Annotated in this window: 19 protein-coding genes and 1 riboswitch; of the genes, 1 reads left to right on the forward strand and 18 read right to left on the reverse strand. The window is 36.5% G+C overall.

Features of this window, described 5'->3' with window-relative positions; translation table 11 throughout:
• Nucleotides 1-5 precede the first annotated feature (5 nt).
• The 14 genes from AQ616_RS01520 to AQ616_RS01585 all read right to left on the reverse strand — a co-directional run bounded on the left by AQ616_RS01520 (nucleotide 6) and on the right by AQ616_RS01585 (nucleotide 18,511).
• On the reverse strand, nucleotides 6-941 hold the full coding sequence (locus tag AQ616_RS01520; RefSeq protein ID WP_017798444.1) for an ABC transporter permease: 936 nt from the start codon (nucleotides 939-941) through the stop codon (nucleotides 6-8).
• A gap of 386 nt (nucleotides 942-1,327) precedes the next feature.
• Nucleotides 1,328-2,956, reverse strand: a complete 1,629-nt coding sequence (locus AQ616_RS01525; protein ID WP_069684846.1) for an ABC transporter substrate-binding protein — start codon at nucleotides 2,954-2,956, stop codon at nucleotides 1,328-1,330.
• Nucleotides 2,957-3,211: 255 nt separating this feature from the next.
• The gene (locus AQ616_RS01530; RefSeq protein WP_069684847.1) at nucleotides 3,212-4,216 is read right to left on the reverse strand and encodes a lactonase family protein; all 1,005 of its coding nucleotides are present in this window, start codon (nucleotides 4,214-4,216) and stop codon (nucleotides 3,212-3,214) included.
• Between the two features lie 17 nt (nucleotides 4,217-4,233).
• Nucleotides 4,234-6,150, reverse strand: a complete 1,917-nt coding sequence (locus AQ616_RS01535; RefSeq protein ID WP_069684848.1) for a beta-N-acetylhexosaminidase — start codon at nucleotides 6,148-6,150, stop codon at nucleotides 4,234-4,236.
• Between the two features lie 485 nt (nucleotides 6,151-6,635).
• Nucleotides 6,636-7,121, reverse strand: a complete 486-nt coding sequence (gene ribH / locus AQ616_RS01540; protein ID WP_069684849.1) for a 6,7-dimethyl-8-ribityllumazine synthase — start codon at nucleotides 7,119-7,121, stop codon at nucleotides 6,636-6,638.
• 20 nt (nucleotides 7,122-7,141) lie between these two features.
• On the reverse strand, nucleotides 7,142-7,765 hold the full coding sequence (gene ribB, locus AQ616_RS01545; RefSeq protein WP_069684850.1) for a 3,4-dihydroxy-2-butanone-4-phosphate synthase: 624 nt from the start codon (nucleotides 7,763-7,765) through the stop codon (nucleotides 7,142-7,144).
• 11 nt (nucleotides 7,766-7,776) lie between these two features.
• Nucleotides 7,777-8,403 (reverse strand): riboflavin synthase, encoded by a 627-nt coding sequence (locus tag AQ616_RS01550; protein ID WP_069684851.1) that lies wholly within the window; start codon nucleotides 8,401-8,403, stop codon nucleotides 7,777-7,779.
• Between the two features lie 278 nt (nucleotides 8,404-8,681).
• A riboswitch (FMN riboswitch) is annotated at nucleotides 8,682-8,821 on the reverse strand.
• A 62-nt stretch (nucleotides 8,822-8,883) separates the two neighbouring features.
• Nucleotides 8,884-9,261 (reverse strand): PH domain-containing protein, encoded by a 378-nt coding sequence (locus AQ616_RS01555; protein ID WP_069684852.1) that lies wholly within the window; start codon nucleotides 9,259-9,261, stop codon nucleotides 8,884-8,886.
• Nucleotides 9,262-9,667: 406 nt separating this feature from the next.
• Nucleotides 9,668-10,984: a 2-hydroxycarboxylate transporter family protein gene (locus AQ616_RS01560; protein ID WP_069684853.1), complete on the reverse strand. Its 1,317-nt coding sequence runs from the start codon at nucleotides 10,982-10,984 to the stop codon at nucleotides 9,668-9,670.
• Between the two features lie 79 nt (nucleotides 10,985-11,063).
• Entirely contained in the window at nucleotides 11,064-12,254 is a 1,191-nt protein-coding gene (locus AQ616_RS01565; RefSeq protein WP_069684854.1) for an NAD(P)-dependent malic enzyme, read from the reverse strand.
• Between the two features lie 127 nt (nucleotides 12,255-12,381).
• Nucleotides 12,382-13,095 carry a response regulator gene (locus AQ616_RS01570; RefSeq protein WP_069684855.1) on the reverse strand — a complete coding sequence of 238 codons (714 nt, stop codon included), beginning with the start codon at nucleotides 13,093-13,095 and terminating at the stop codon, nucleotides 12,382-12,384.
• Nucleotides 13,092-14,693, reverse strand: a complete 1,602-nt coding sequence (locus AQ616_RS01575; RefSeq protein ID WP_069684856.1) for a sensor histidine kinase — start codon at nucleotides 14,691-14,693, stop codon at nucleotides 13,092-13,094. Before AQ616_RS01575 ends, AQ616_RS01570 begins: the two co-directional genes overlap by 4 nt.
• 709 nt (nucleotides 14,694-15,402) lie before the next feature.
• The gene (locus tag AQ616_RS01580) at nucleotides 15,403-16,206 is read right to left on the reverse strand and encodes a VOC family protein (protein ID WP_069684857.1); all 804 of its coding nucleotides are present in this window, start codon (nucleotides 16,204-16,206) and stop codon (nucleotides 15,403-15,405) included.
• Nucleotides 16,207-16,309: 103 nt separating this feature from the next.
• The gene (locus AQ616_RS01585; protein ID WP_069684858.1) at nucleotides 16,310-18,511 is read right to left on the reverse strand and encodes a Z1 domain-containing protein; all 2,202 of its coding nucleotides are present in this window, start codon (nucleotides 18,509-18,511) and stop codon (nucleotides 16,310-16,312) included.
• A 198-nt stretch (nucleotides 18,512-18,709) separates the two neighbouring features.
• Here AQ616_RS01585 and AQ616_RS01590 point away from each other — a divergent pair, with 198 nt between their 5' ends.
• The gene (locus AQ616_RS01590; protein WP_069684859.1) at nucleotides 18,710-19,045 is read left to right on the forward strand and encodes a DUF3899 domain-containing protein; all 336 of its coding nucleotides are present in this window, start codon (nucleotides 18,710-18,712) and stop codon (nucleotides 19,043-19,045) included.
• Nucleotides 19,046-19,088: 43 nt separating this feature from the next.
• Here the strand turns inward: AQ616_RS01590 and AQ616_RS01595 are convergent, their stop codons facing one another.
• From AQ616_RS01595 to opp3b, 4 genes are read right to left on the reverse strand one after another with little or no spacing between them, the layout of a single operon-like run.
• Nucleotides 19,089-20,024: an ABC transporter ATP-binding protein gene (locus tag AQ616_RS01595; RefSeq protein WP_017798459.1), complete on the reverse strand. Its 936-nt coding sequence runs from the start codon at nucleotides 20,022-20,024 to the stop codon at nucleotides 19,089-19,091.
• Nucleotide 20,025: 1 nt separating this feature from the next.
• Nucleotides 20,026-21,081 carry an ABC transporter ATP-binding protein gene (locus AQ616_RS01600; protein WP_017798460.1) on the reverse strand — a complete coding sequence of 352 codons (1,056 nt, stop codon included), beginning with the start codon at nucleotides 21,079-21,081 and terminating at the stop codon, nucleotides 20,026-20,028.
• An 18-nt stretch (nucleotides 21,082-21,099) separates the two neighbouring features.
• The gene (gene opp3C, locus AQ616_RS01605; protein ID WP_017798461.1) at nucleotides 21,100-22,116 is read right to left on the reverse strand and encodes an oligopeptide ABC transporter permease; all 1,017 of its coding nucleotides are present in this window, start codon (nucleotides 22,114-22,116) and stop codon (nucleotides 21,100-21,102) included.
• Entirely contained in the window at nucleotides 22,113-23,045 is a 933-nt protein-coding gene (gene opp3b / locus AQ616_RS01610) for an oligopeptide ABC transporter permease (RefSeq protein WP_017798462.1), read from the reverse strand. The genes opp3C and opp3b overlap by 4 nt, the downstream gene beginning before the upstream one ends.
• Between the last annotated feature and the right edge of the window lie 57 nt (nucleotides 23,046-23,102).

The following is a 23,102-nucleotide window of genomic DNA, read 5'->3' on the forward strand; positions in this document are numbered from 1 at the left end:
CCTTCCTACCATAAGCTGTTCTCACTAAATTTTCGTGCGATTTGATTAACGGTAATTAAAAGAACGATATTAATCGCCGATTCAAACAAACCAACAGCAGCAGCAAAACTATATTGACCTTGCAGGATACCCGTTTCATATACAAACGTTTGGATAATATCCGACGTCTCCGAATTCAATGTATTTTGCATGAGTAGCACTTTCTCAAAGCCAATTTGCATAAAGTTTCCGATATTTAAAATAAATAATACGACGATGGTTGGCATAATACTTGGAATATTTATTCGGAAAATACGTTGCAATCTCGTGGCACCATCCACTCTTGCTGCTTCATGAAGCTCCGGGTTCACCCCTGCAAGAGCTGCCAAATAAATAATTGTACTCCACCCTAATGTTTGCCATTGGCCAGACCAGACAAAGATATGTCGGAACCAATCTGGACTTGTTAGAAACGGAATTGGTTCCATCCCTAAAGCTCGTATAAGATGATTGATTAACCCTGTATTGGGATCTAAAAATGCAACAAGCATTCCTACGACAACGACGACAGAAATAAAATGTGGTGCATACGTTAAGGTTTGCGTCCATTTCTTAAATGCCCCATTACGTAATTCATTAAATGCTAGTGCTAAAATAATCGGTAATGGAAATAGTATGAGCATGTATAGATTTAAGACGAGCGTATTTTTTAATAATCTCCAGAAGTAATATGAGCTAAAAAAACGCTCAAAATGTTCAAAACCAACCCAAGGACTTCCCCAGATCCCTAAGTTCGCAAAGTAATCTTTAAAAGCAATTTGAACGCCATACATTGGTATATAATGAAAAATAAAAAAGTACGAAACTACAGGTAAAAGAAATATATATAATTGCCAATTTGCAAGTAAATTCTTTTTTATTTTGTAGCCTCTACCCCTATGAGCGGGCGCTAGTTTTGCCATATTATTGTCTACCTCCTTAAACAGCTAACTAATATACAACCTTGACACGTTTACCATATCTTCCTAATGAAACAACCTTGATTGGCAATTATGTATACTTTTGAACATTGCTTCACTTACAAGTCTGAAGTTGTATTGTCATGCTGGTTACTAGGAAGTAATGCTGTTCAACAGAATCTACTCTCTTTTCCTTTTTAGCGCGTGCTCAAAAAGGACCGAGAAAAGCAAGCCAACGAGCTTCCACAGGACGTGGGCTATTTTAGTAGAAGATCCCCCAGATAATTATCATTTTCACCGGACTTTTTGAACAACCTCTTTTAGCAAAAGGTAGAAGAGAGAGGAAAAGGGGGAACCTCTCTCTTCAAATCCATCTGTAATCAAAATAATTAATTCTCTGTATAACGGTTATAAGCATTTTGATGTACTTCTACAACCTCTTCTAATCCCATTTGGTTTAGTGTGTCTACATAATTATCCCAGTTAGCTAAATCTTCATCACCAGTAATAAATTTGTCGCGCATTTCTTCGATATAGTTGTTGATATCTTGACCAGTAGATTGCAAGATAATATTCTCCTCATCGGTAAATGTGAAACGCGGCCAAATTTCTTCTGGAACAAAAGGTTCAATCTTCTCGGCAGCTTCCATGGATTGAGGAGCAGTTTCTCCACCTTGGAAGTAATCTGCTTTAATAATCCCATTAATCGATCCTAACCATGTTAACTGTTTCGATAACGCTTGTTCGAAAGTAATATCTCCTTCAGGATTTAAGATGTGATCCTTATAAACCGCTTCACCGTCTTCTATTTCAAATGTTTCACCTTCTACCCCCATATAGTAAAGTTCCGCACCTTCATCACTATAGAAATGGTCCATCCAACGTACAGTTGCGGCTGGATTCTCATTCTCACTTGTGATTACTAAGTTTGCTGGATCCCATACAGAAGAAGAAAGTTTATTATAGGTTTGATGTCCTTCTGGTCCTTCTAACGCTGCAACACTGTTATATTGAGCTCCAATATCTTCCCCAAATAATTCAATTGGATCATAGAAAATCATGCTTCCATATAAATTATCAGATGCATTCGCTAGGAATTGCCCCCACTCGATCGTAAAGATACTTTGGTCAATCAATCCTTCTTCATACAGCTTGTTAATATATTCAAGCATTTGCTTATATTCATCTGTTATAGCAAAGTTACGAACTTCACCAGAAGAATCTAAGTCATAATTCATATTCGACGGACCTTGATTCATCACACCAAAAGAACCAGCTAACCATTGAACTAATTCTTGGATTTGCGTCCCTCCATAAGGAATCGTTTTTCCTCCACCTACTGGATCAAGCTCTTTCACGGCTTTCAAGTATTCATAGAATTCATCTGTTGTTTCGGGTATTTCCATTCCTAATTCATCTAGCCACTCTTCATTCACCCATGGACGAGCACTCAGACGTAAGGATAAGAAATCCTCCTCAATAAGTGCTGGCATGGAGTAAATGTTTCCATCTGGAAACGTAACAGCTTTACGGATACTTGGATCCTGCTCCATTAACGCTGTAAGATTTGGAGCGTATTGTTCAATCAGATCATTTAACGGTAGGAATACTTCTTGCCCTCCATATCTTAATAAATCCGTACTCGTAAGCTGCGATAGGAAGAATGCGTCTGGTAAATCTCCACTACCTAAAGCTAAATTACGATTTTCTTCTAAAGCATCTGGACTCACAAGATCCCAATTCACATTGATGTTTGTTTGATCTCTATACTCATTCCAAATTAGGATATCGTTCCAATCATTGTCTTCATTTTGAGCAGGCTTGTTTGCAAAAAAAGTTAGCTCTAGCTCTTCATCGACAATAGGCATTCCTGACTCATTTACACCTTCATTTGCGGCAGTCGCATCACCGCCGTCACCACCATCTTCGCCACCCCCTTCATCATCGCTATTACAAGCGGATAAAGCGGTTACAAACGATATTAGTAAAAGAATTAACAATAATCTTTTTACCTTCACTTTGCTTTCCCCTCCCTAGAAAATATATTTCTACAAAACTGTTGATCCCCCTATGCTTCATCAAACCAAATCTATCGTTTATGTATCACCCCTCCATTAAAATAAAATTAAGAGATTATAAAACTTAAGTAAAATTTCTCCTTATTCGAAATAGTAACACTATTCTAATGTTACGTCAATATAACATTATAATGTTTATAATCAATTTTTTAGGAAGCTGCTACTTCCTTCATGTTAAAACACTTATTTTTTTATCTACATCACTTTTACACAAACTGGTCTTGGCAGTGCGTGCCTCTGATTGGAATGTACTAATTCATTCTTCTGTGTTTTTCTCATTACCATTAACTCATTACTATGTTCGTTGGCGATAATTAAATGTTTTTCACCAGGGACCTTTGATTGAAAATGCCTTGGCCATTTGCTGCCTAATCTCGAAATCGAATAGTTCTTTAGAAGTCCATTGTTTATTATTTGATAGGTTGTAATAGAATCGTGCCCTCGATTTGACACATATAGTAATTTTCCGTTGCATTGTACTTCTGCACCATAATTTTCTTGTTTACAATTACTTGGTAACGTGGTTATTCTTTGCTGTAACTGTACGAACTCCTTTTCTACATCATATGCATATACGAGTACTGTGGAATCAAATTCATTTACAACGTATAATACTGCTATTTCTGGATGGAAATCAATATGCCTTGGTCCTGAAGGATAAGGTGTTTCCGCTTCAAATCGCTGCTGAAGTTTTCCTGTCTCTTGGTTAAAGTAGAGGAAATATAACTTATGCTTTCCTAGATCTGTTGCAACATAATAATCACTTTCAGGCAAGCGCCGTATGGTATGCAATCTTGATTCAGTTGAGAAATGGACGCAATCGGTCTCTTCTTCAATCTTTCCATTTTCATTTGTTCCATAAACGACTATATTGCCACCAGTATAATTACTTACAAAAACATAGTCACCATTTACCTCAACATAACAAGACCCACCATGGGTAGGATAACGACTCCATTCTATTAATTGCTTGTGAACTGGATCAATTCCATAACAGATGACCTCACCTTGTTCAACCTCGCTAATAGCATATAGACAAGATTTACTCGTGTTAACTTCTAAAAAAGAGGGGTGCTCAATTCCATCAAAAGCTGCTACTTTCTCAAGCTTACCGATACGTGGGTCAAAAGAAAGCCAGTGAATTGTTTCTTCATTCCTTTCTCCATAACTCCCTACAAATACATCGAATAATGAATTCATTCGCTTCTCATCCATTTCTAGTAAATTGGTAAAACATGAAAAAATACATTAGGGGATGCCATACGATAATAATAACTACCCCACCCGAGGCCAGTAGATTGTTCGAATCTTGGTGAATAATAAAGTCTCTCTTGATCTAACTCTTCAATTTGATCTAATTCACCGTGTACAAAACGTTCAATGCGATCTTTTGTAGTTTCTAGACGATTCAATAAACCTCCATAACGTATATCAATTACTTCCCAACCAAACGGTTTATTCATTGTTAGCCATTGTCTGCGATGTGCAGATCGAAGTTCACAAACATCACTTAATAATGGCACTATCTTTGTATCTACTAATTGTGTTAACTCAGACAACTGTTTCTTATCATACGCCTGTTTTAAATTTACTCCGAGAGATGCTTTATTCGCTAATACAGTGCATAGCTTTTTAGGTACGTCAAAATGATATTTACCGTATTCGTGCGCTTCCTTTTGCTTCCGTTCGATTTGTTTAGAAAGATCTTTATAATACTCGTCTAAATCCAGTCCTTCTATATGTTTATCAAAAACACCTAATAATGGATCTTGCCATAAAAGGAACTTAGATGGATTCGTCTGCTGAAGATTTCCATCCGCTACACCAGGTGGTTGATCCAACTTGTTCAATAATAATAAGGCATCTGCATCAATTCCAGTTATAAATGTTGCTCTCTGTTTGACTTGCAATTCATCTACTTGCTCGCTAAATGCATGTTCTGCGTAATATTGTAATCCATAAAGAGAAGTGTACACATTGTTTTCATATCCATCATCACCCCATAAAGTCACAAACACATCACGAATTCCGTTATCTTTACATGCTTGAAGTGCTTTTTCACTCGCGCTTAAAGAAATATGATAGTTTGGTGCGAATGTATTCCACACCCACATGCCTCCTGCGAACGCTGGAGTCCTGCCAAACCGTTTTAATTGACCTATCATATTGTCATAGTGATCATAATCCGTTTGGTTATACTGCCAATACATAAATTGAACATTTTCTGGTAATTGTTGAATAATATATTCTGGCAGATTCGTAGATTTGTCGTACTGATCTCCTGTTTCCGATGCTAACTTTAAAAACATATCACTCCACATCATCGCTTCTAATTCATATTTATCCGTGAATTCTAATACCCTTGTTAAATGTTTCGACATCATCTCAAAGCGGGATTGATAACCATGAATATTTAGGAACCTTCCTCTACCTACTTCTTCCGCTTCGTCCATACCTATATGAATACGTTTACTGCGGAATGGTTTTGTAACCGCATGTATCATTCTATCTAGCAAATCATACGTATCTTCACTTTCCAGCAACAATGCACCTCTTGTATCCTTGTATTTATAGGCAGCATCCCATTTTAGAAATTCCTCCAAATGAGCCAGTGTCTGGATACACGGTATTAGCTCTATCCCGAATAATGCAGCGTATTCATCCAATTCACGTAGTTCGACTTCTGTGTAACGTCCACGCATGTAACCAAAGTAAGGTTCATCACTCACTTCATAGGTATCCTCCATATAAAGCATGATGCTATTATGCCCCATCATAGCTAACTTTCGGATAAAATCTTTTAATGTTGTTAATTTCATGGTCATATTCCGTGAAAGGTCGAACATCGGTCCAACAGTTGAAAATTGCATTTTTTCGTTTGTTTCCAGAGGAGTATCTTCTTGTTGTAGATGTTGAAGCAGCATACTAAAAGCGCGAAAGAATTGATTAGGGTATGCGTATGTGATGGTCCCATTTCCTTGTCTATAAGAGATTGCTAAGCCATTGAGTGTTTCTTCCTGCACACAAGTAATGTTAATCTCGGATCGTTCAGCCAATGAGAAATCATAGCTTGCTTGTAACTCGCTTAACCCTTTCATGATAATGGCACTATCGCCTGTTATCGTAAATTTCATATTCTATTCCCATCCTTTCTATTAAATTATTTCTACATGAAACCTCCTATCTAGATTTTTATCAATCAAAATTTATTATTTCAAATTTTTAACATTTTCACAACAGTATTTTTAACTTCTGTTTATGTACACTTGTACTAGATGTAGCTGGTTTCAATTATTTAGTTATTCATAGCACACAAATGAGTCTATTTTATAATCAAAATATTTTGTGTGAAGTTCGAATGTTCGCTATTTTTATTTTCATTACAGCTTTCCCCAGGCACAGCATCAGCTATTCTGAGCAGGAGTCGCCTTCTTTCATTACAATCAAAGCCAAGTGATTGCGGTTAATCTAACGTTGTTATATAAATACCAATAAAACATTCGATTTTAAATAAAACTTAGAATGATGAAATTGACTCAAATATTATAATTCCCGCAACTAAAAAAACTGTCCATAGCCTTCGTTTATCACGGTGAGACTTCTGGACAGTTTGTTCATACTAGTTCATTCCGATGCTCTCTATTTGGAATTGTTCGTTTAATGATATCATTTCAAGTAACCCGAGCGCTGTTTCTGCACCTTTATTTCCAGCTTTCGTTCCTGCTCTTTCTACAGCTTGCTCAATCGACTCTGTTGTTAATACACCAAACAATACTGGTATGTTGCTATTCATCCCTACTTGGGCTACTCCCTTGGAGACTTCATTACAAACATAATCATAATGTGTAGTTGCTCCGCGGATAACTGTTCCTAACGTTAATACACCGTCATATTTTTGTGAATTAACTGCACGTTTAGTTATAAAAGGAATTTCAAAAGCGCCAGGAACCCAGATCACATCGATATTTTCTCTAGCTACGCCGTGACGAATAAGCATATCTTCTGCACCGGATAATAGTCTCGCAGTAATAAACTCATTAAATCTACTTGTTACAATCGCAATCTTCTTTCCCTGTCCATTATAGTTTCCTTCATATATTGTCATACGATCAAACTCCTCTACGATTAATTTTCTATAGCTATTTCTTTTTTTCGATATTGAACGAGATCTTCTACTGTAATTAAGGTTAAATGCCATTGTTTCGCCAGTGTTTCAAGAGCTGGATATCTTGCCATCGATCCATCATCATTTAAAATTTCACAAATATACGCCGATGGAAACGAGTTTGATAGACTTGCCAAATCAACAGCTGCTTCTGTGTGACCTCTACGTTCCAATACGCCTGCATTCTTCGCTATTAATGGAAACATATGACCCGGACGCTTGAAATCTGTCGTTTTTGATAATGGGTCAGCTAAAGCCCGTATTGTATCTGCACGATCAGCCGTAGAAATCCCTGTAGAATTGGTATAATGATCAACACTAACCGTAAATTGAGTACCATACGTATCGGTATTATTTTTAGACATTGCATCTAAATCTAATTCCACCGCTCGTTTTTCTGTAATTGGAACGCAGATTAATCCTCGTCCGTATTTAGTCATAAAATTAACATTTTCATGCGTTACCAACTCGCTGAGTCCAACAAGATCTCCTTCTGCTTCTCGGTCCGCATCATCTGCAACAATAATCAATTTTCCATTCCGCAAATCTTCTATCGCCCGCTCTATCTTGCTTTGCTCGTTCATATTTTCCCTCCTTAGAATCCATTTTCTTGTAAAAAGGACTGTGATAAGGTTTGCTTGTTTGCTTGAAGAATATATTTAGCAAGCATATCCGTCTCCATATTTACGTAATCACCCACTCGACGTTGGGACAAAATCGATGCTTGCTGTGAATGGGGAATCAAACTAATCGTAAATGTATGACTAGATTTTTCTACAACCGTTAAACTGGTACCATCCAAGGTAACTGAACCTTTCGCAATGACTTCTTGCGCATATGGTATCGGCAATGTGAAGCTCATGTAATATGCATTTTGGTCTTTCCATGTACGTTTGACGGTAATAGTGGAATCTACGTGACCCGCAACGATGTGCCCTTCAAATCGATCTGTTGCACGCATCGCCCTTTCCAAATTCACAGATGAACCAATACTCACATATTGAAGATTGGTAGATCGAAATGTTTCAGGCATGACATCAGCCGTAAATGTATCCTCAGCTACTTTGGTGGCAGTCAGACACACTCCATTAACAGCCATGCTGTCGCCAACGTTGTAATGCAGCAATTGCGACTCTGTTGTATGAATAACAAGTTGAATTGTTTCTCGTCGCTTCTCCACGTTCGTTACTTGCCCAATTGTTTGAACAACTCCTGTAAACAAACCATCAGCTCCTTTTATTTAATTTAATATCAGAAATGAATGTGATCTCTTTAAAGGGGGAATAATACTGAAATAGAGAGTAAGCAACTAAATTAGTCTCACTCGTAGAACGATGTAAGGAAAAATGAATTACATAATCTCCATATAAATAGCCCCGCAATATGTAGATTGCGGGGCATAGCTAACTCTAATAAACGATATGTGTAAAAATACGTAAATTTAAGACAACTAGAAACAACCTAGTTTTCTCCACGTCAATAGATATACGTATCCATACAGCTATTCTTCTCCCATCCAGACTATTACTGTCGGTTCTAGATTCTCACTAGATCCACCGCATGAAAGCGGGTCACGGACTTCAAGTTCTTATTAACTTGTCACCGCCGGTCGGGAATTACACCCTGCCCCGAAGAATACACTATTCAATTCTAAGTAAAAGTGTAAAACTTCAGATAGTTAATGTCAAATAAAATAAATAAATTAATTAAGTACGTAGCTTGCCAATACGGTTTGAACTTCATATATATTTAAGCTTTTGTTAAACTGCTTTTGGAAAGGCACAGAATTACCAGATATCCAGATTTTCAACTCAGCATCTAAATCAAAACTTCCAGCGGTTTCAATACTAAAGTGAACAATATTTTTGTAAGGTATGGAATGGATTTCCATCTTTTTACCTGTTACACCTTGTTTATCTACTAAAATTAATCGCTTGTTTGTAAAGATAAACAAATCTCGAATAAGTTTATACGTTCTCTCAATATTTTCCGATTCCGCTAAAACTTGCTTAAATTCTTCTTCAATTTTGCTCTTATCTACTTCAGAAGCATTCCCCATAATACCATCAAAAAGACCCATGTGTATTCCCCCTAAAAGTTTAGTTATATAGGTAATTATACCATATGAGTAAATTTCTGTTGCTTAATTTTATAAATAATAAGACTGAATATAAATATTAATGTTCGGATTATTAGAATTACTTGGTTTTGATTGAAATGGAAGACGGCGACTCCTGCAGGATCAGCACGAGTTGAAAATCCACTAGGAAAAGTGGGATTCTTTTCCTAGTTAGTTGAAGCCGTGCCTGCGGAAAGCGCCGTCTGCAATGGAAATCAAACAGCAATACATTCGGATTTTATTAATTATGAAATTGATTTACATATAAAATATTTCACTTTTTGTATTGACGCTAAATTCTATCGTTAATTACAAACATAAAAAAGCTCTTATTGTGTCTCACAATAAGAGCTCTTAGTAATGCTGTTTATAAGAACATTTGTATGATTAGTCCTGTAATGAGCAGTATAATTGCTCCACCTAAACGAGAAGAGATTTGAGCAAATGGCATTAGTTGCATACGCTTGGAAGCGGATAATACTGCCACGTCTCCAGTACCGCCCATGTTAGCCATACATAATCCACCTGTAATAGCCGCCTCAATTGGGTAAAATCCTACGAGTTTACCTAGCAAGCCTGCACCAAGTATTGCTCCTAATACGACAGCAAATACAGTTAGAATATATTGAAGTGTCAATGCTTCGATTACTGTATTTAAATCCGTGTAAGCAACCCCTATTCCGAATAAAAGTGCTAATGTCCAGTTACTAGCTACGAACTGATACCACTGACTTGCACCATCTAAAACAGTTTGCGGTAAGATATTAGCAATTTTAGTTAAAGCTACTAAAATAATCATAATTGCATACGCATGAATTGGTAAGAAATCCCCTAACACAGAGCCAATTGTAAAGAAAGCAATTGCTGCAAGCAACCCTGCGCCCATTAATTTAATATCATATTTTTGTTCTTTTTTCTCTTCCGTTACTCCTTCAATAATTTGTCCGTTTCCTGTTAAAGAAGGATATTTTTTCCCAATTAAATTTAGTACACTAGCTAACACAATGGCAAATACATTTCCTAAAGCTAGTGCAGGTACTAACATAGAAATATAGTAACTTGGACTGTTGCCTAATAGTTCTGAATAGATTTGACTCATCGGAACAGCGCCTGCTCCCATGCCTCCACCCATAATCGGTAATGTTAAAACAAGTATTGCGTCTTGAATCGTGAATCCTACAATGCTACCAATAATAGCTGCTAAAATAATCGCACCAATGATTGCTCCGAAGATAGGAACAAAGAAACGGACACCAACTTTAACTAATAGCTTAGAGCTCATTCCCAAAATACTTCCGGTAATAAGTGCTGCAATATAAAAATCAAGAAAACCGCCAGTTGTCATAAAATCAGTAACGCCTGTAACGACATACTCTGGCAATATACCGCTATATACCATAAACGCAGAGCCGAATATCGCGACAATTGCTCCCCCACCAAGGAAGGTACGTACGATTGGCGTTCTATCTCCGACGAATCCTAATAGTTCACCAATTACAATCATGACAAGTAAACTACCAATCATACCAGCTGGAAGGCTACCGGAATATATTGCGATAATCGTTATTGCTGAAAATAGAAGAAACCATAACACTGGCATTCCAAATATTTTCACTCCCGTTTGTGGAAGGGAAACTGTATTATTTTTTGTTGTATTCGTTTTCATTTCTGTAGAATCTTTCATTCTATTCACCTTTCTCATTCACTTTTGTTTTTTGAAGAGCCTCCCTATAAAAGATAAGGAAGACTCTTCCCCTCTTACATTAACTTACAGAGCTTGTTTCCTTTTTCTGTTGAATAGCACTCGACATAACAGCTTGCGCAACACGTTCTGCCGCTCTCTCATCCAAGGCATTTGGGATTACCTTATCTTTAGAAACTTCCTGATCATTTAGTACATTCGCAATCCCATAAGCTGCAGCAACCTTCATTTCGGTAGTAATGTCCCTTGCTCCCGCATCAATTGCTCCTCGGAATATTCCTGGAAATGCAAGTAAATTATTGACTTGATTCGGATAATCAGAGCGCCCCGTTGCCACGACTGCTGCACCAGCTTCTATCGCCTCTTCTGGATAGATTTCTGGAATTGGATTCGCAAGTGCAAAGATAATCGGATCCTTCGCCATTGTTTGAATATGTTCTTTCTTTAATGCTCCTGGACCGGATACACCGATGAATACATCCGCCTCTGTAATCGCATCTTTTAAAGTACCGCGAACATTATCTTTATTAGTTACTTCTGCCATTTCTGCTTGCATCGGATTCAACCATTCTTCGCCTTTTGCTACAACGCCTTCTAAGCTTACTAATGTGATATTTGTCAATCCGGCATGATAGAGTAGCTTCGCTATGGCAATTCCTGCTGCACCAGCACCATTAATCACAATTTTAATTGGACGAGTTTGTTTGTTTACCACTTTTAATGCATTCGTTAATGCTGCTAGAACAACAATTGCAGTTCCATGCTGATCATCGTGGAACACTGGAATATCTAATTCTTCTTTCAGACGTTTTTCAATTTCAAAGCAGCGAGGAGCTGCAATATCTTCAAGATTAATCCCAGCAAAAGTTGGTCCCATTGCTTTTACAATATTTACAATTTCATCTACATCCGTAGTATCTAAACAAATAGGAAATCCATCAATGTTAGCGAATTTCTTGAATAATAATGCTTTTCCTTCCATCACAGGCATTGCTGCTTTTGGTCCAATATTTCCTAGACCAAGTACTGCTGTACCGTCTGTTACAATCCCTACCATGTTTCCCCGAGATGTAAGTGTATTGATTTTTTTCGGATCGTCTGCAATCTGTTTACATACATCCGCAACCCCAGGTGTATACACAAGACTTAAATCGTCTTCACTATTTATTTCCATTTTCCCTGTGATTTCTAGCTTTCCTTTATGTTTATAATGAAGTTCAATTGCTTCATCTTTTAAATTTTTATTTACCACTATAATTACCCCCACCGTAATCGCTTTCAATTCGATTTCATATTTATTATAAATATTTGACAAAAAATTGAACGGTTTTGAAACTATTAAAAGGGTTTTGAAATTAAAAAAAGCAGCCAATTCTAAATTAGCTGCTTACATATGGATGTAAGTGATGGTCATTTTCTCTTTTATACTGATACGAATAGACTGGTCGTCCTATCCCATAGGTCATCTTCTCTTCGATCCAATCAATGTCTACTAAGAACTTTAAATATTTACGTATAGATACACGGGAAATATTGGTTTGTTCTGCTAATTTATCTGTAGAGAAAAACGCGCCATGCTGTCGCCTGATTTCGGATACGATGACTTGTAACGTTGACTCTGTCAGGCCTTTTGGCAACATTTTTTCTGGTTCACTCGCTTCTTCTTCCACATGCATAAACTTGTCAAGTTCCTTTTGAGTCATACCTTCTTTGTCCATTAATAATTCTTGTTTTTCTTTATAAACAAGAAGTGATTGTTCTAATCGTTCAAATTCAAATGGTTTGATTAAATAATCTACAGCACCAAATCGTAGGGCTTGCCGTATACGTTCTTTATCTGATGCGGCAGTTATTAATATCACATCCACTTCCACACCCTTACTTCGAATATAAGAAAGTAGCGCTAATCCATTTTCGTCTGGCATATACACATCCAGCAATAATAATTCAACTGTTTGTTGTTCCAAGATTTTCTTCGCTTCGGTTGTATTCGTTGCTATTGCTGTTACTTCGAATCCATCGATCAGCTGAATATATCTATTATTAAACTCCGCTACCATTGGATCATCTTCCACAATTAGTACCCGAATCATCGTATATCTCTCCTTATCTTATAAGGAACTTCAACTTCAAAAATAGTTCCAGCTTCAAGCGTTTCAAAACGCAGGGATCCACCCAAAGCTTCTACGCTCTGTTTTACTAAATACAAACCATACCCACGATTATTTCCTTTTGTGGAATATCCTTTTTGAAACATCTGCTGTTGTGTATTTTCATCTATACCAACACCATAATCTTGAATTCCAATATAGAGCCAATCGTTTTTATAGCTTACATACATATCAATTGTTCGGTTTTCTTTGGATATTATTGCATCGATTGCATTATCTATTAAATTGCCGATAACAGTAATTAATTTATGAACAACTTGATTATCGGGAACGGCAGGTATTTCTTCTGCAATATCTATTTGAAGATTAACATCTCTTTCCCTTGCATCGCTTAGTTTGCCTAGAAGAAATCCAGCCAAAATCGAGTCTTTTACATTCTTAACGACGTGATTGAGTTCTTCATTACGCTGATTAACAATTTGTTTAATATAGTCATCTAACTCATCGTAACTTTTTGTCGTTACCATGCCATTAATCACATGTAATTTGTTCATAAATTCATGAGACTGTGCACGTAATGCTTCTGCATACAGCTTAACACCTGATAATTGTTTGGCTAATTGTTTTAGTTCCGTTAAATCTCTAAAAGTAGAAATAGCACCTACCACTTCGTCATTCACTACGATTGGCATACGATTTGCCAAAATCGTCACTCCATTTATTTTCTGTTCAACATCCATCGCAGGTTGTTTACTTTCTAAAATTTCTTCTAAATGGGAGTGAGGAAGAACTTGTTCTACGCTTTTCCCAACAGGAGATTCAGTAATTCCTGCTTTTTCAAAAACTTTCATCGCTGCTTTATTTACTATCGTTATTTTATGGTCTGTATCGATGGTAATAATACCTTCTCTAGCAGACTCTAACGTAGCACTTCTTTCTTTTAACATCTTAGCAATCTGAAACGGCTCTAGTCCAAATAATATCCGCTTAATATAACGAGCAATAAACCAAGCTCCCAAGATTCCAATAATTAAACCAACAATCGAACTAATTAGATTGCTGATATGGTTGTTATAGATGACATCATTTATTTCTTGTAATGATATCCCCACCGATACTGCGCCAATTTGTTCGCCGTCTCCATTAAATATCGGCGAAAAAGCGCGTAATGAGTCTCCAAGCGTTCCCTCCGATATGGAAATATGCTCGATACCTTGTTCTAATACTGTATCTTCATCTCCTCCTACAAAGGGTTTTCCAATTAACTCCGAGTTCGGATGTGACTTACGTATACCATTCATATCCATTACTACAATAAATGTTAAATCCGTGGAGCGACTTATTTCATTCGTATATTCTTGTATATATTTTTCCTCATCTTTATTCTGTAGTCCATTAATTACCCATTCGGACTTGGCCATTGTTCGAGAAATAATCACTGCTTTCTCTTCAATATTTTCTTTAAGCCGTTCACCCGTTGCATAATTAATTAACAGATCATTGGTAATGAGAACAATAATAACAACTAAACAAACAAGCGTTGTTATCAATACGCTAAGGCGTGTTTTTTTCTTACCCATCGATATTTCCCCCAAGATGATTATCACTTTATGCTATCATAGAAAATTCATATAAGAGTAGTGATCAACGAAACTTGTTTAGGTATTAGTAAAGAGTCTACATTCTTCACCAATGAGTATCCGGAAGAGTCGTTGTTAAGTTGTAAATTTTAAATAAAAGTTAATACAATTAATCTAAGATAATTGGAATGAATGCCTTTGTAAAGACGCTCACCTTGTGGTGTGGCGGTTGAGAGTTGAAAAGAGGACCACGGATTACCCCGGCACAATCCGTGTTTTCTCCTAACCCAATCCCAGAGGGCATTTCGTGGTCTAGAATTTAGAAATGTTATTGTACATTTGCGAGGGAATTCTTTAGTTTTTTGGTTATAAGAGCTGGTCTATTGACTACTTTTTGGGATTTCTAAGTTTTTTTGGTTATGAGAACCGGTCTATTGACCATTTTTTTGCTTTTCTTTAGTTTTTTTGGTTATGAGAGCCACTCTATTGACCACTTTTTGGGATTTCTAAGTTATTTTGGTTATGAGAACCGGTCTATTGACCTCTTTTTTGCTTTTCTTTAGATTTTTTGGTTATGAGAGCCGGTCTATTGACAAATTTTTTTGCTTTTCTTTAGTTATTTAGGTTTTGAGACCTGCTCTATTTACCATCCCAATGATTTTCTCTAGTTGTTTTGGGTTTTTACAACTGCTTTACCTTTGAAAGAGATTTATCCAAATCGATATAAAGCTCCTGAAAAATTAATTGTTTTTCTTTCGCCGCCACTGAACTGAACCATAAACGGTTTCTCACCTTTTGTTTGTAGAAAAGATTCTACTTTTCCATTAACATTCGGTTCATAAAAGATAAAATTCCCACCTGGAATAAGTAACGGATATCCTGTTGCGTCAAGCTCTCTATCAATAAAAGAATTGCCTACCTTTACACCGAGCAATTCACTCCATGATGCAGCAGTTTCTGCTCCATTTTCTACTGCAAATCCAATACTCTCCAAAGCTATATCTCCTATTGGGTGATCTGCAATAGCATTGCTTTTCTCTAAATCTTGTTTTCTCCATTCATCTGATTCGTCCCATTCAATGAAAAATGGCAATTCAGGCGATATTCCATCACGCCCTACAAATAATAACTTCCATTTGATTATACTTCCGTCTGGTCGAGTGCGACTGAAATCAGTGGGTCCATTCACCTCAAAGCCAAGAGAAGCAAAACGTTTTGTGTCAGCTTGTAAATCTTTTGAACGTAATGCTACTCGTACAGCTCCTTCTTCTTTTTCATCTAGAACACTTTTGATAAGCCCATGATTGACCTTAGCCGCTTCGTTTGCAAGTTGTTCGCTAAATACATCAATAAACTCAATATAACTAAGGCCAAAGTAACTTAACGCGTTATAAGTCCCTAAATTTTCATGCCTTCCTCCTTGAACTGCATGGATTCCTAGTTCCTTACAACGTTCCATCGCTATCTGTGGATCGTTTACTACATGTACAAAATGATCAAATAAAAAAGACATGGATGGCCTCCCTAAATGAATAATATTATTCTACTTTTACCATTTGTTGTATCCTTTGTAAAGTTGATTGTACGCTACTTATTACAGGAAAATGCAGCAGTCGTTAATATTCGGTTTCATCCTGTTCACTTAATGATTCACTCGTAAACACCACAGTTTTTGTGTTTTTTGGAGCAACCAATACTGGCCACCAAAACGGAGTTCCTCTCCATCCTTTTTCTTCCTCTCCATTTTGACGTAATAAAAGTAAAGCCGGAATATCTGTAGCTACTTGCTTCGCTATTCTTAATTCTCCTTTTTCGCCAGCAGGGGTATCTGGAGCATCTTCATAACGGTCAGAACCAGGACGAATCCTACTCATATTTCTGCCTCGCTTCACAATACACCAAACATGCCCTTGATAGTCGGAATCGGTATGCCGGGACAAATATTCCATACTTGCTAGAAAGGCTTTTACATCCCAAGATGGTCCTGTGTTGTCATCAAATGTTTTTGCAATGGTTCGTATAATTTTCTTTGCATTATCAAGCCGTATTAAAAAAGCAACGCCATCTTTTTTACCACTCTCCCCAATCGCTCGATCGATTTTTTCTACTATTTGGCTAATATATGTCTTATATCCAGTCTGAAATCCAACTGGCAGCATTCGTTTATACGGGCGTAATGTTGTTGTTTTTGACAGTAATAATTTATTAGGGCTGCACGGAATGATTTCATTACGTAGATCTTGTTGGATAAAGACGACCCCCTGATCTTGTCCACCTTGTTCAAAGGCCTTTCGTAATCCAGCATCAAATTCATGTATCTTCATCATGACATTATAAATTTCTTTCGTTGTATAAAATCTTGTAACAGCTAAATCTTCCTTAGGCCGAAAACCATACATACGGGAATGTTGCAGAACAGTATCTTGCTGAAAGCGACGAGGATTTCTGCCATAATAAAAGCCGATTAAATTCGCAATAGTAATCCCTCTATCTAAGATTTGGCCTCCAATAAATATATTTAGTGGAGCTCTAAGTTTCAATTGTCCTGAGTTATCTAGAAGCTGATTTATATCCGTTTCTGAATTGACTTTTGAAATCAAAAGATGATCTTTCTGAAGTGCCCATAAGGTTTCAAATTGCACTTCGGCAAATGAAGGAATTTCCGCTCCTAGACTCGTTAATGACTTTTTCATGTTTTCAAATGAAGTTTTTATGAAATTAAGGAGTAATTCTGGTTGTGTATTTGCCGCTTGTTGTAAATGCCGTTTTACTTCTAAGACTATCGTTTCTTGCCACTCATGAGATAACTTAGATTGCTCGGTATGGATAATGAAGCTATACTTATTCATTCGTGTTCCTTGCTGCTTTTGTTGAATCCGGCGCATGACGCCCCCAACAACAAAATGAATAATTGAATTTCTGAGTGAGGCAATCTTATTACTTTGTAACGCTTCTTCTAATTTAAATCTTCTTCGGTCTGGCTTTTTTAAAGCAATTAATTCACCTTCGTTAATCGGTTCATATATATTGGAAGAAATAGAATCGCCTATCTTACTATCCTCAAAGTAATACTCCCCACCAATATATTCATTTGGTACAGGCACCAGTTCTGTAAATACAGGTTTTACCGGTTCAAAGACCTTTGTAGACCCATCTACTTTTAGTGTTTCCGGCTGTAAATAAAGAGAATATGGTGTTGCGGTTACTTGTAAGAAACTAACATCTGTTAGATTCCTGCGAAGACTATCAATTTGTCCAGCGATTACATTGATTTCTGTAATCTCTCGCTTTGTTTTAGAAAAGCCGATACTTGCAAAGTCTGCCTCATCATCAATTATTAGTGTTTTTTTCGTTGCTAAAGTTGGATATCTTATCGATAAAACTTCTTCCAAACGCTTCAAATTATTAGTTTCCTTTTTCACTACGATCATTTGTTTTTGATGTAATTCATATTCAATTAGATTTTCTGGCATCGACATAATATCATGAATTTGCAAGACATCCTCATCTTCGATACCAGCAAACTCTAGGTATAAACGTTGTAATGTTTGTCTAGCTAAAGCTCTGGTTCCTTTTGTCAAAACAATGATTACATCAAAGCCATTATCCATCGCAAGCCCTGATAAACCAATAAATGTTCGAGTCTTCCCACTTTGGATTTTCCCTAGCAACATCCCTGGTCTGTTCAGCGTAGTTCCATAACGTAATAGATTTTCTAACGTTTTTTCAATACAATGCATTGTTTCATTGGAATACGTATTTTTCTCTTTTAAATATGTATAAAACATTCCTGTTGTATGTGTCTTTACTTGTTGCATATTTTCCTCCGTTGTTTCTACCCTGTTTACTCACTCTCAAGCATATATAAGTTGGTTGATTTATTGTATAATTAATATAATTGATTCTATCATAGAAATAAATTATCCCACATGAAACGGAGAGTAAAATGACCATCAAATAAAATTTCACATTATCAAACTGGTATTCATTTAATTACTAAAGGAAGTAGATAAGTAATGCTTAAAAAAGTATTCCTATGGGTAGGAATTTTACAACTACTCATTATTATATTCACACTGTTTATGTATAAAAAATTAGAGCTTCTATCTTATATTAACGTTGCTTTTGTTATAGGCTCTATTTTTTTGCTTATTTCTTTAACTCTTTTTGTTATAAAAGGACGTTTTTTTGATATTGTATTTTTTAGTTTCCAGAATATTTTTAGCCGTATGGAAGACAAGGATAGAAGCCCATTATCTAAGTTAGTTCCCCAAAACTATTCAGCACTATTTATAGCAAGCATCGTCACCATTATTATCATGCTAGCTGCTCTACTACTACAAACTAGCTAATATACCAAACAAGGCAGCCATTCAAAATGACTGCCTTGTTGTTTTATTTATTATATTCAGTTTTATAGTTTTTAAATTCTTCTTCTGAGCAATATACGAAATGGCCTGGTGAAACCTCGCGCATCGCTACTTCGTCACTTTCCTTATACTGATGTATTCTCGGATCATATGATTCTCTAGTACGAGAACGCTCATACTCAGGATCCGGAAGTGGGATAGCTGAGAGTAAGGATTTCGTATAAGGATGCAGTGGATTACGATATAAATCTTCCGCTGGAGCCAACTCTACTAATTTCCCAAAATACATAACTCCAATTCGATCACTTATATATTTCACCATCGATAAATCATGCGCAATAAATAAGTAAGTCAGTTGCTTCTCATGTTGAAGTTTTTTGAGTAAGTTAACTACTTGTGCTTGAATAGATACGTCTAATGCAGAAATCGGCTCATCGGCAATGATAAATTCAGGCTCAACCGCTAATGCTCTGGCTATGCCAATTCGCTGCCTTTGTCCGCCAGAGAATTCATGCGGGAATCGAGTAGCATGTTCTCGATTCAAACCTACTGTTTCTAAGAGTTCATACACTTTCTCCATACGTTCTCCGGTAGTTTTAGCAAGCCCATGTATATCGATACCTTCTGCAATAATATCAGATACTTTCATTCTTGGATTAAGTGAAGCATATGGATCTTGAAAAATCATTTGCATCTTTCTATTAAATTGCTTTAAATCTTCTTTGGATTTTTTACCATGAACGTTCGTTCCTTTATATAATACTTCACCATCTGTTGCATTATATAGACGAATCATCGTTCTACCAGTAGTAGATTTACCACAACCTGACTCTCCTACTAAGCCTAGTGTCTCACCTTTATATATATCAAAAGAAATATCATCTACCGCTCGTACTTCTTTTGCCTTTCCTTCATTAAAATATTGCTTTAAATTCTTTACTTCAATTAACTTTTCCGCCACATCATTTCCCCCCGTCTGACGAACTAGTTTGGTTATTGTGAAACTTATCCCATCTTTCTTTCACAGCTAGTGGGGGCTCCACTTTAGGCGCGTTAGAATGCAACAACCAAGTCGCAGCAAAATGCGTATCTGATATTTTAAACATTGGCGGTTCTTCTTCTAAATCGATTTTCATAGCATATTTATTTCGAGGAGCAAATGCATCCCCTTTTGGTGGATGAAGTAAATCTGGTGGGGTTCCAGGTATAACAAATAACTCTTCATCTTTCGTATCTAGACTTGGCATAGAACTAATTAATCCCCATGTATATGGATGTTGTGGATTATAAAAAATCTCATCCACGGTACCCACTTCTACAATTTTTCCACCATACATAACAGCAACACGGTCAGCAACATTTGCTACTACACCTAAATCATGCGTAATAAAGATAATAGAAGTTTCGATTTGCTTTTGTAAATCTTTCATTAGATCCAAGATTTGTCCTTGAATAGTTACATCTAAAGCTGTAGTCGGTTCATCCGCAATTAAAATCTTCGGTGCACAAGCAAGTGCAATAGCGATAACGACACGTTGTCGCATCCCTCCTGAAAACTGATGAGGATATTGTTTAATACGGATATCCGGTTTAGGAATCCCTACTAAATCTAAAAGTTCGATTGCTTTCTCTCTCGCAGCCGATTTACTTAAGTTACGATGTTTTATTAACGGCTCCATAATCTGCTTACCAATTGTCATCGTTGGATTCAGAGATGTCATTGGATCTTGGAAAATCATCGAGATATCTTTCCCACGTATTTTCTGCATCTCTTTTTCCGATGCACTAATAAGATTTTGGTTATTAAAGTTAATTTCACCAGACTTTATTTCTGCATTACTGGTAAGTAATTTCATGATTGATTTCGTTGTCACTGATTTACCAGAACCAGATTCACCAACAATTGCGAGTGTCTCTCCTTCATTTAATTCAAAATTAACACCTCTAATTGCTTGTACTTCACCGGCAAATGTATGAAACGAAATATTCAAATCTTTCACTTCTAATATTTTTTTCAAGTTCCGTCACCTCAGTTATTAATCGCGCATTTTTGGATCAAATGCGTCACGTAGTCCGTCACCTATTAAATTACACGTGATTAAAATAATACAAATTACAATACACGGAATAACCATTAAATGCGGTAAGAATTGGAAAGTTTTATACCCATCTTCAATTAATGTCCCTAACGATGCTTGTGGCGCTTGTAGACCGATTCCAATAAAGCTTAAAAATGCTTCAAAGAAAATAGCACTAGGAATAGTAAACATTGTATTGATAATGATTATACCTGATAGATTCGGTAATAAATGTTTAAATAATAACCTTCCATTCTTCGCCCCTAATGTACGGGAAGCAAGTATAAATTCCTGGTCTTTTAATTTCAGTACCTGTCCCCTAACGACCCTGGCCATACCTATCCAACCGGTAATTACCATTGCTAATGTAATCGATAGAATACCTGGTTCTAAAATTAGTAGCATCAATATAACAACGATAAGATTGGGAATTCCTGACATTACTTCTAATATTCGTTGCATATAATTATCTACTCTACCGCCTTTAAATCCTGACACAAGTCCATAAATTACACCGAAAGCCATGTCAATCGCAGCAGCTAATAATGCAATGTACAGAGATACTCTCGTTCCTAACCAAGTACGTGTAAATAAGTCTCGACCAAGACTATCTGTACCAAACCAATAATATTCCTCTATATTTAAATCCTCATATTTATTTGTCTCAACTCCACCAATAACCTGATTTCCATCAAATATTCCGAAATCTTCTAAAACAGGTACTCTTGGAGGTAAATTAGATTTCGACACATCTTGTGTAGTGCCATCATAAGGGGATAAATATGGACCTATAATAGCCATCAACACGATGAAACCTAAAAAGATAACGCTGATTACCGCGCCTTTATTTTTTCGAACTCTAAGCCATGCATCTTTCATAAAAGAAAGCTGAGGCTTCTCTATTTTTTCATTATTTTCATTGTCTCTTGGAGCGGGCTCAAATTGACTTTTTGGTATTTCTGTCATATTACTCATGATTTATCCCCTCCAGTCAATCGAATTCTCGGATCAATTATTCCATATAATATATCAATAATAAGAATAATTACCGTTAATAAGAAAGCAAAAAATAACGTTGTTCCCATAATAATTGGAAAATCATTTGTTTGAATCGATTTTACAAACTGCTCTCCGATACCTGGAATAGCAAATATTTGCTCAACAACCATTGAACCTGTCATCAAGCTAACAGCCATAGGACCTAATACGGTCACTAAAGGAATTAACGCATTTCGAACAGCATGTTTCATAGAAACTTCCATTCTAGAGTTTCCTTTAGCTTTTGCTAGGGTAATATAATCAGAACCAAAAACTTCGATTAGTTCTGTCCGCATGAATCTGGCGGCGGTTGCGATTGGGAATATTGCCAAAGCAATCGTAGGCATAATAGATGAGGCAAAACCATTCCATGAAGCTACCGGTAATAACTCTAGTTGTACTCCAATTACATACTGCATTAGTGCTGCTAGCACAAATGAAGGGATGGACTTACCAAGTACGGATAAAAAGGTACTTCCATAATCTATCCATGTATTTTGGAACATTGCAGCAAGTACTCCTAGTAATATACCGACGATGGTCCCAATCAACATTGCTTGAAACCCTAATTGTAGTGAAGGACCGATACGATTTGCTAGCAAATCTGTTACTGGTTGATTATCAAACTGAAAAGAAACCCCTAGATCTCCTTTAGCTAGATTGGTCATATAGTTAAAGTATTGCACAGGGATTGGCTCGTCCAATCCATATTTTTCATTTAATATTTCACGTTGTTCAATAGATAACTTCTCTTCATTCTGAAAGGGCGTACCAGGTAAAAACTTCATCATAAAGAATGTCACAGAAGCTATGATAAACAACGTAATAATTAAGTATATAATACGTTTACCGATGTACTTCAACATCCTGTTTCCTCCTAATAACTCATAAATAAAAAAATTCTAATAAATACCGGAAATGGG

Source organism: Oceanobacillus sp. E9, from assembly GCF_001741975.1.
Taxonomy (GTDB): domain Bacteria; phylum Bacillota; class Bacilli; order Bacillales; family Amphibacillaceae; genus Oceanobacillus; species Oceanobacillus kimchii.

Bases quoted from the DNA above. Each gene is read 5' to 3' on its own strand.
- AQ616_RS01560 (WP_069684853.1), bottom strand. From the start codon at position 10,984: ATGAAAGATTCTACAGAAATGAAAACGAATACAACAAAAAATAATACA.
- AQ616_RS01580 (WP_069684857.1), bottom strand. From the start codon at position 16,206: ATGTCTTTTTTATTTGATCATTTTGTACATGTAGTAAACGATCCACAG.
- AQ616_RS01520 (WP_017798444.1), bottom strand. From the start codon at position 941: ATGGCAAAACTAGCGCCCGCTCATAGGGGTAGAGGCTACAAAATAAAA.
- AQ616_RS01570 (WP_069684855.1), bottom strand. From the start codon at position 13,095: ATGATTCGGGTACTAATTGTGGAAGATGATCCAATGGTAGCGGAGTTT.
- opp3C (WP_017798461.1), bottom strand. From the start codon at position 22,116: ATGAGTAATATGACAGAAATACCAAAAAGTCAATTTGAGCCCGCTCCA.
- AQ616_RS01535 (WP_069684848.1), bottom strand. From the start codon at position 6,150: ATGAAATTTACGATAACAGGCGATAGTGCCATTATCATGAAAGGGTTA.
- AQ616_RS01575 (WP_069684856.1), bottom strand. From the start codon at position 14,693: ATGGGTAAGAAAAAAACACGCCTTAGCGTATTGATAACAACGCTTGTT.
- opp3b (WP_017798462.1), bottom strand. From the start codon at position 23,045: ATGTTGAAGTACATCGGTAAACGTATTATATACTTAATTATTACGTTG.
- AQ616_RS01590 (WP_069684859.1), top strand. From the start codon at position 18,710: ATGCTTAAAAAAGTATTCCTATGGGTAGGAATTTTACAACTACTCATT.
- AQ616_RS01555 (WP_069684852.1), bottom strand. From the start codon at position 9,261: ATGGGTCTTTTTGATGGTATTATGGGGAATGCTTCTGAAGTAGATAAG.
- ribB (WP_069684850.1), bottom strand. From the start codon at position 7,765: ATGAACGAGCAAAGCAAGATAGAGCGGGCGATAGAAGATTTGCGGAAT.
- ribH (WP_069684849.1), bottom strand. From the start codon at position 7,121: ATGACAATATATGAAGGAAACTATAATGGACAGGGAAAGAAGATTGCG.
- AQ616_RS01530 (WP_069684847.1), bottom strand. From the start codon at position 4,216: ATGAATTCATTATTCGATGTATTTGTAGGGAGTTATGGAGAAAGGAAT.
- AQ616_RS01585 (WP_069684858.1), bottom strand. From the start codon at position 18,511: ATGCAACAAGTAAAGACACATACAACAGGAATGTTTTATACATATTTA.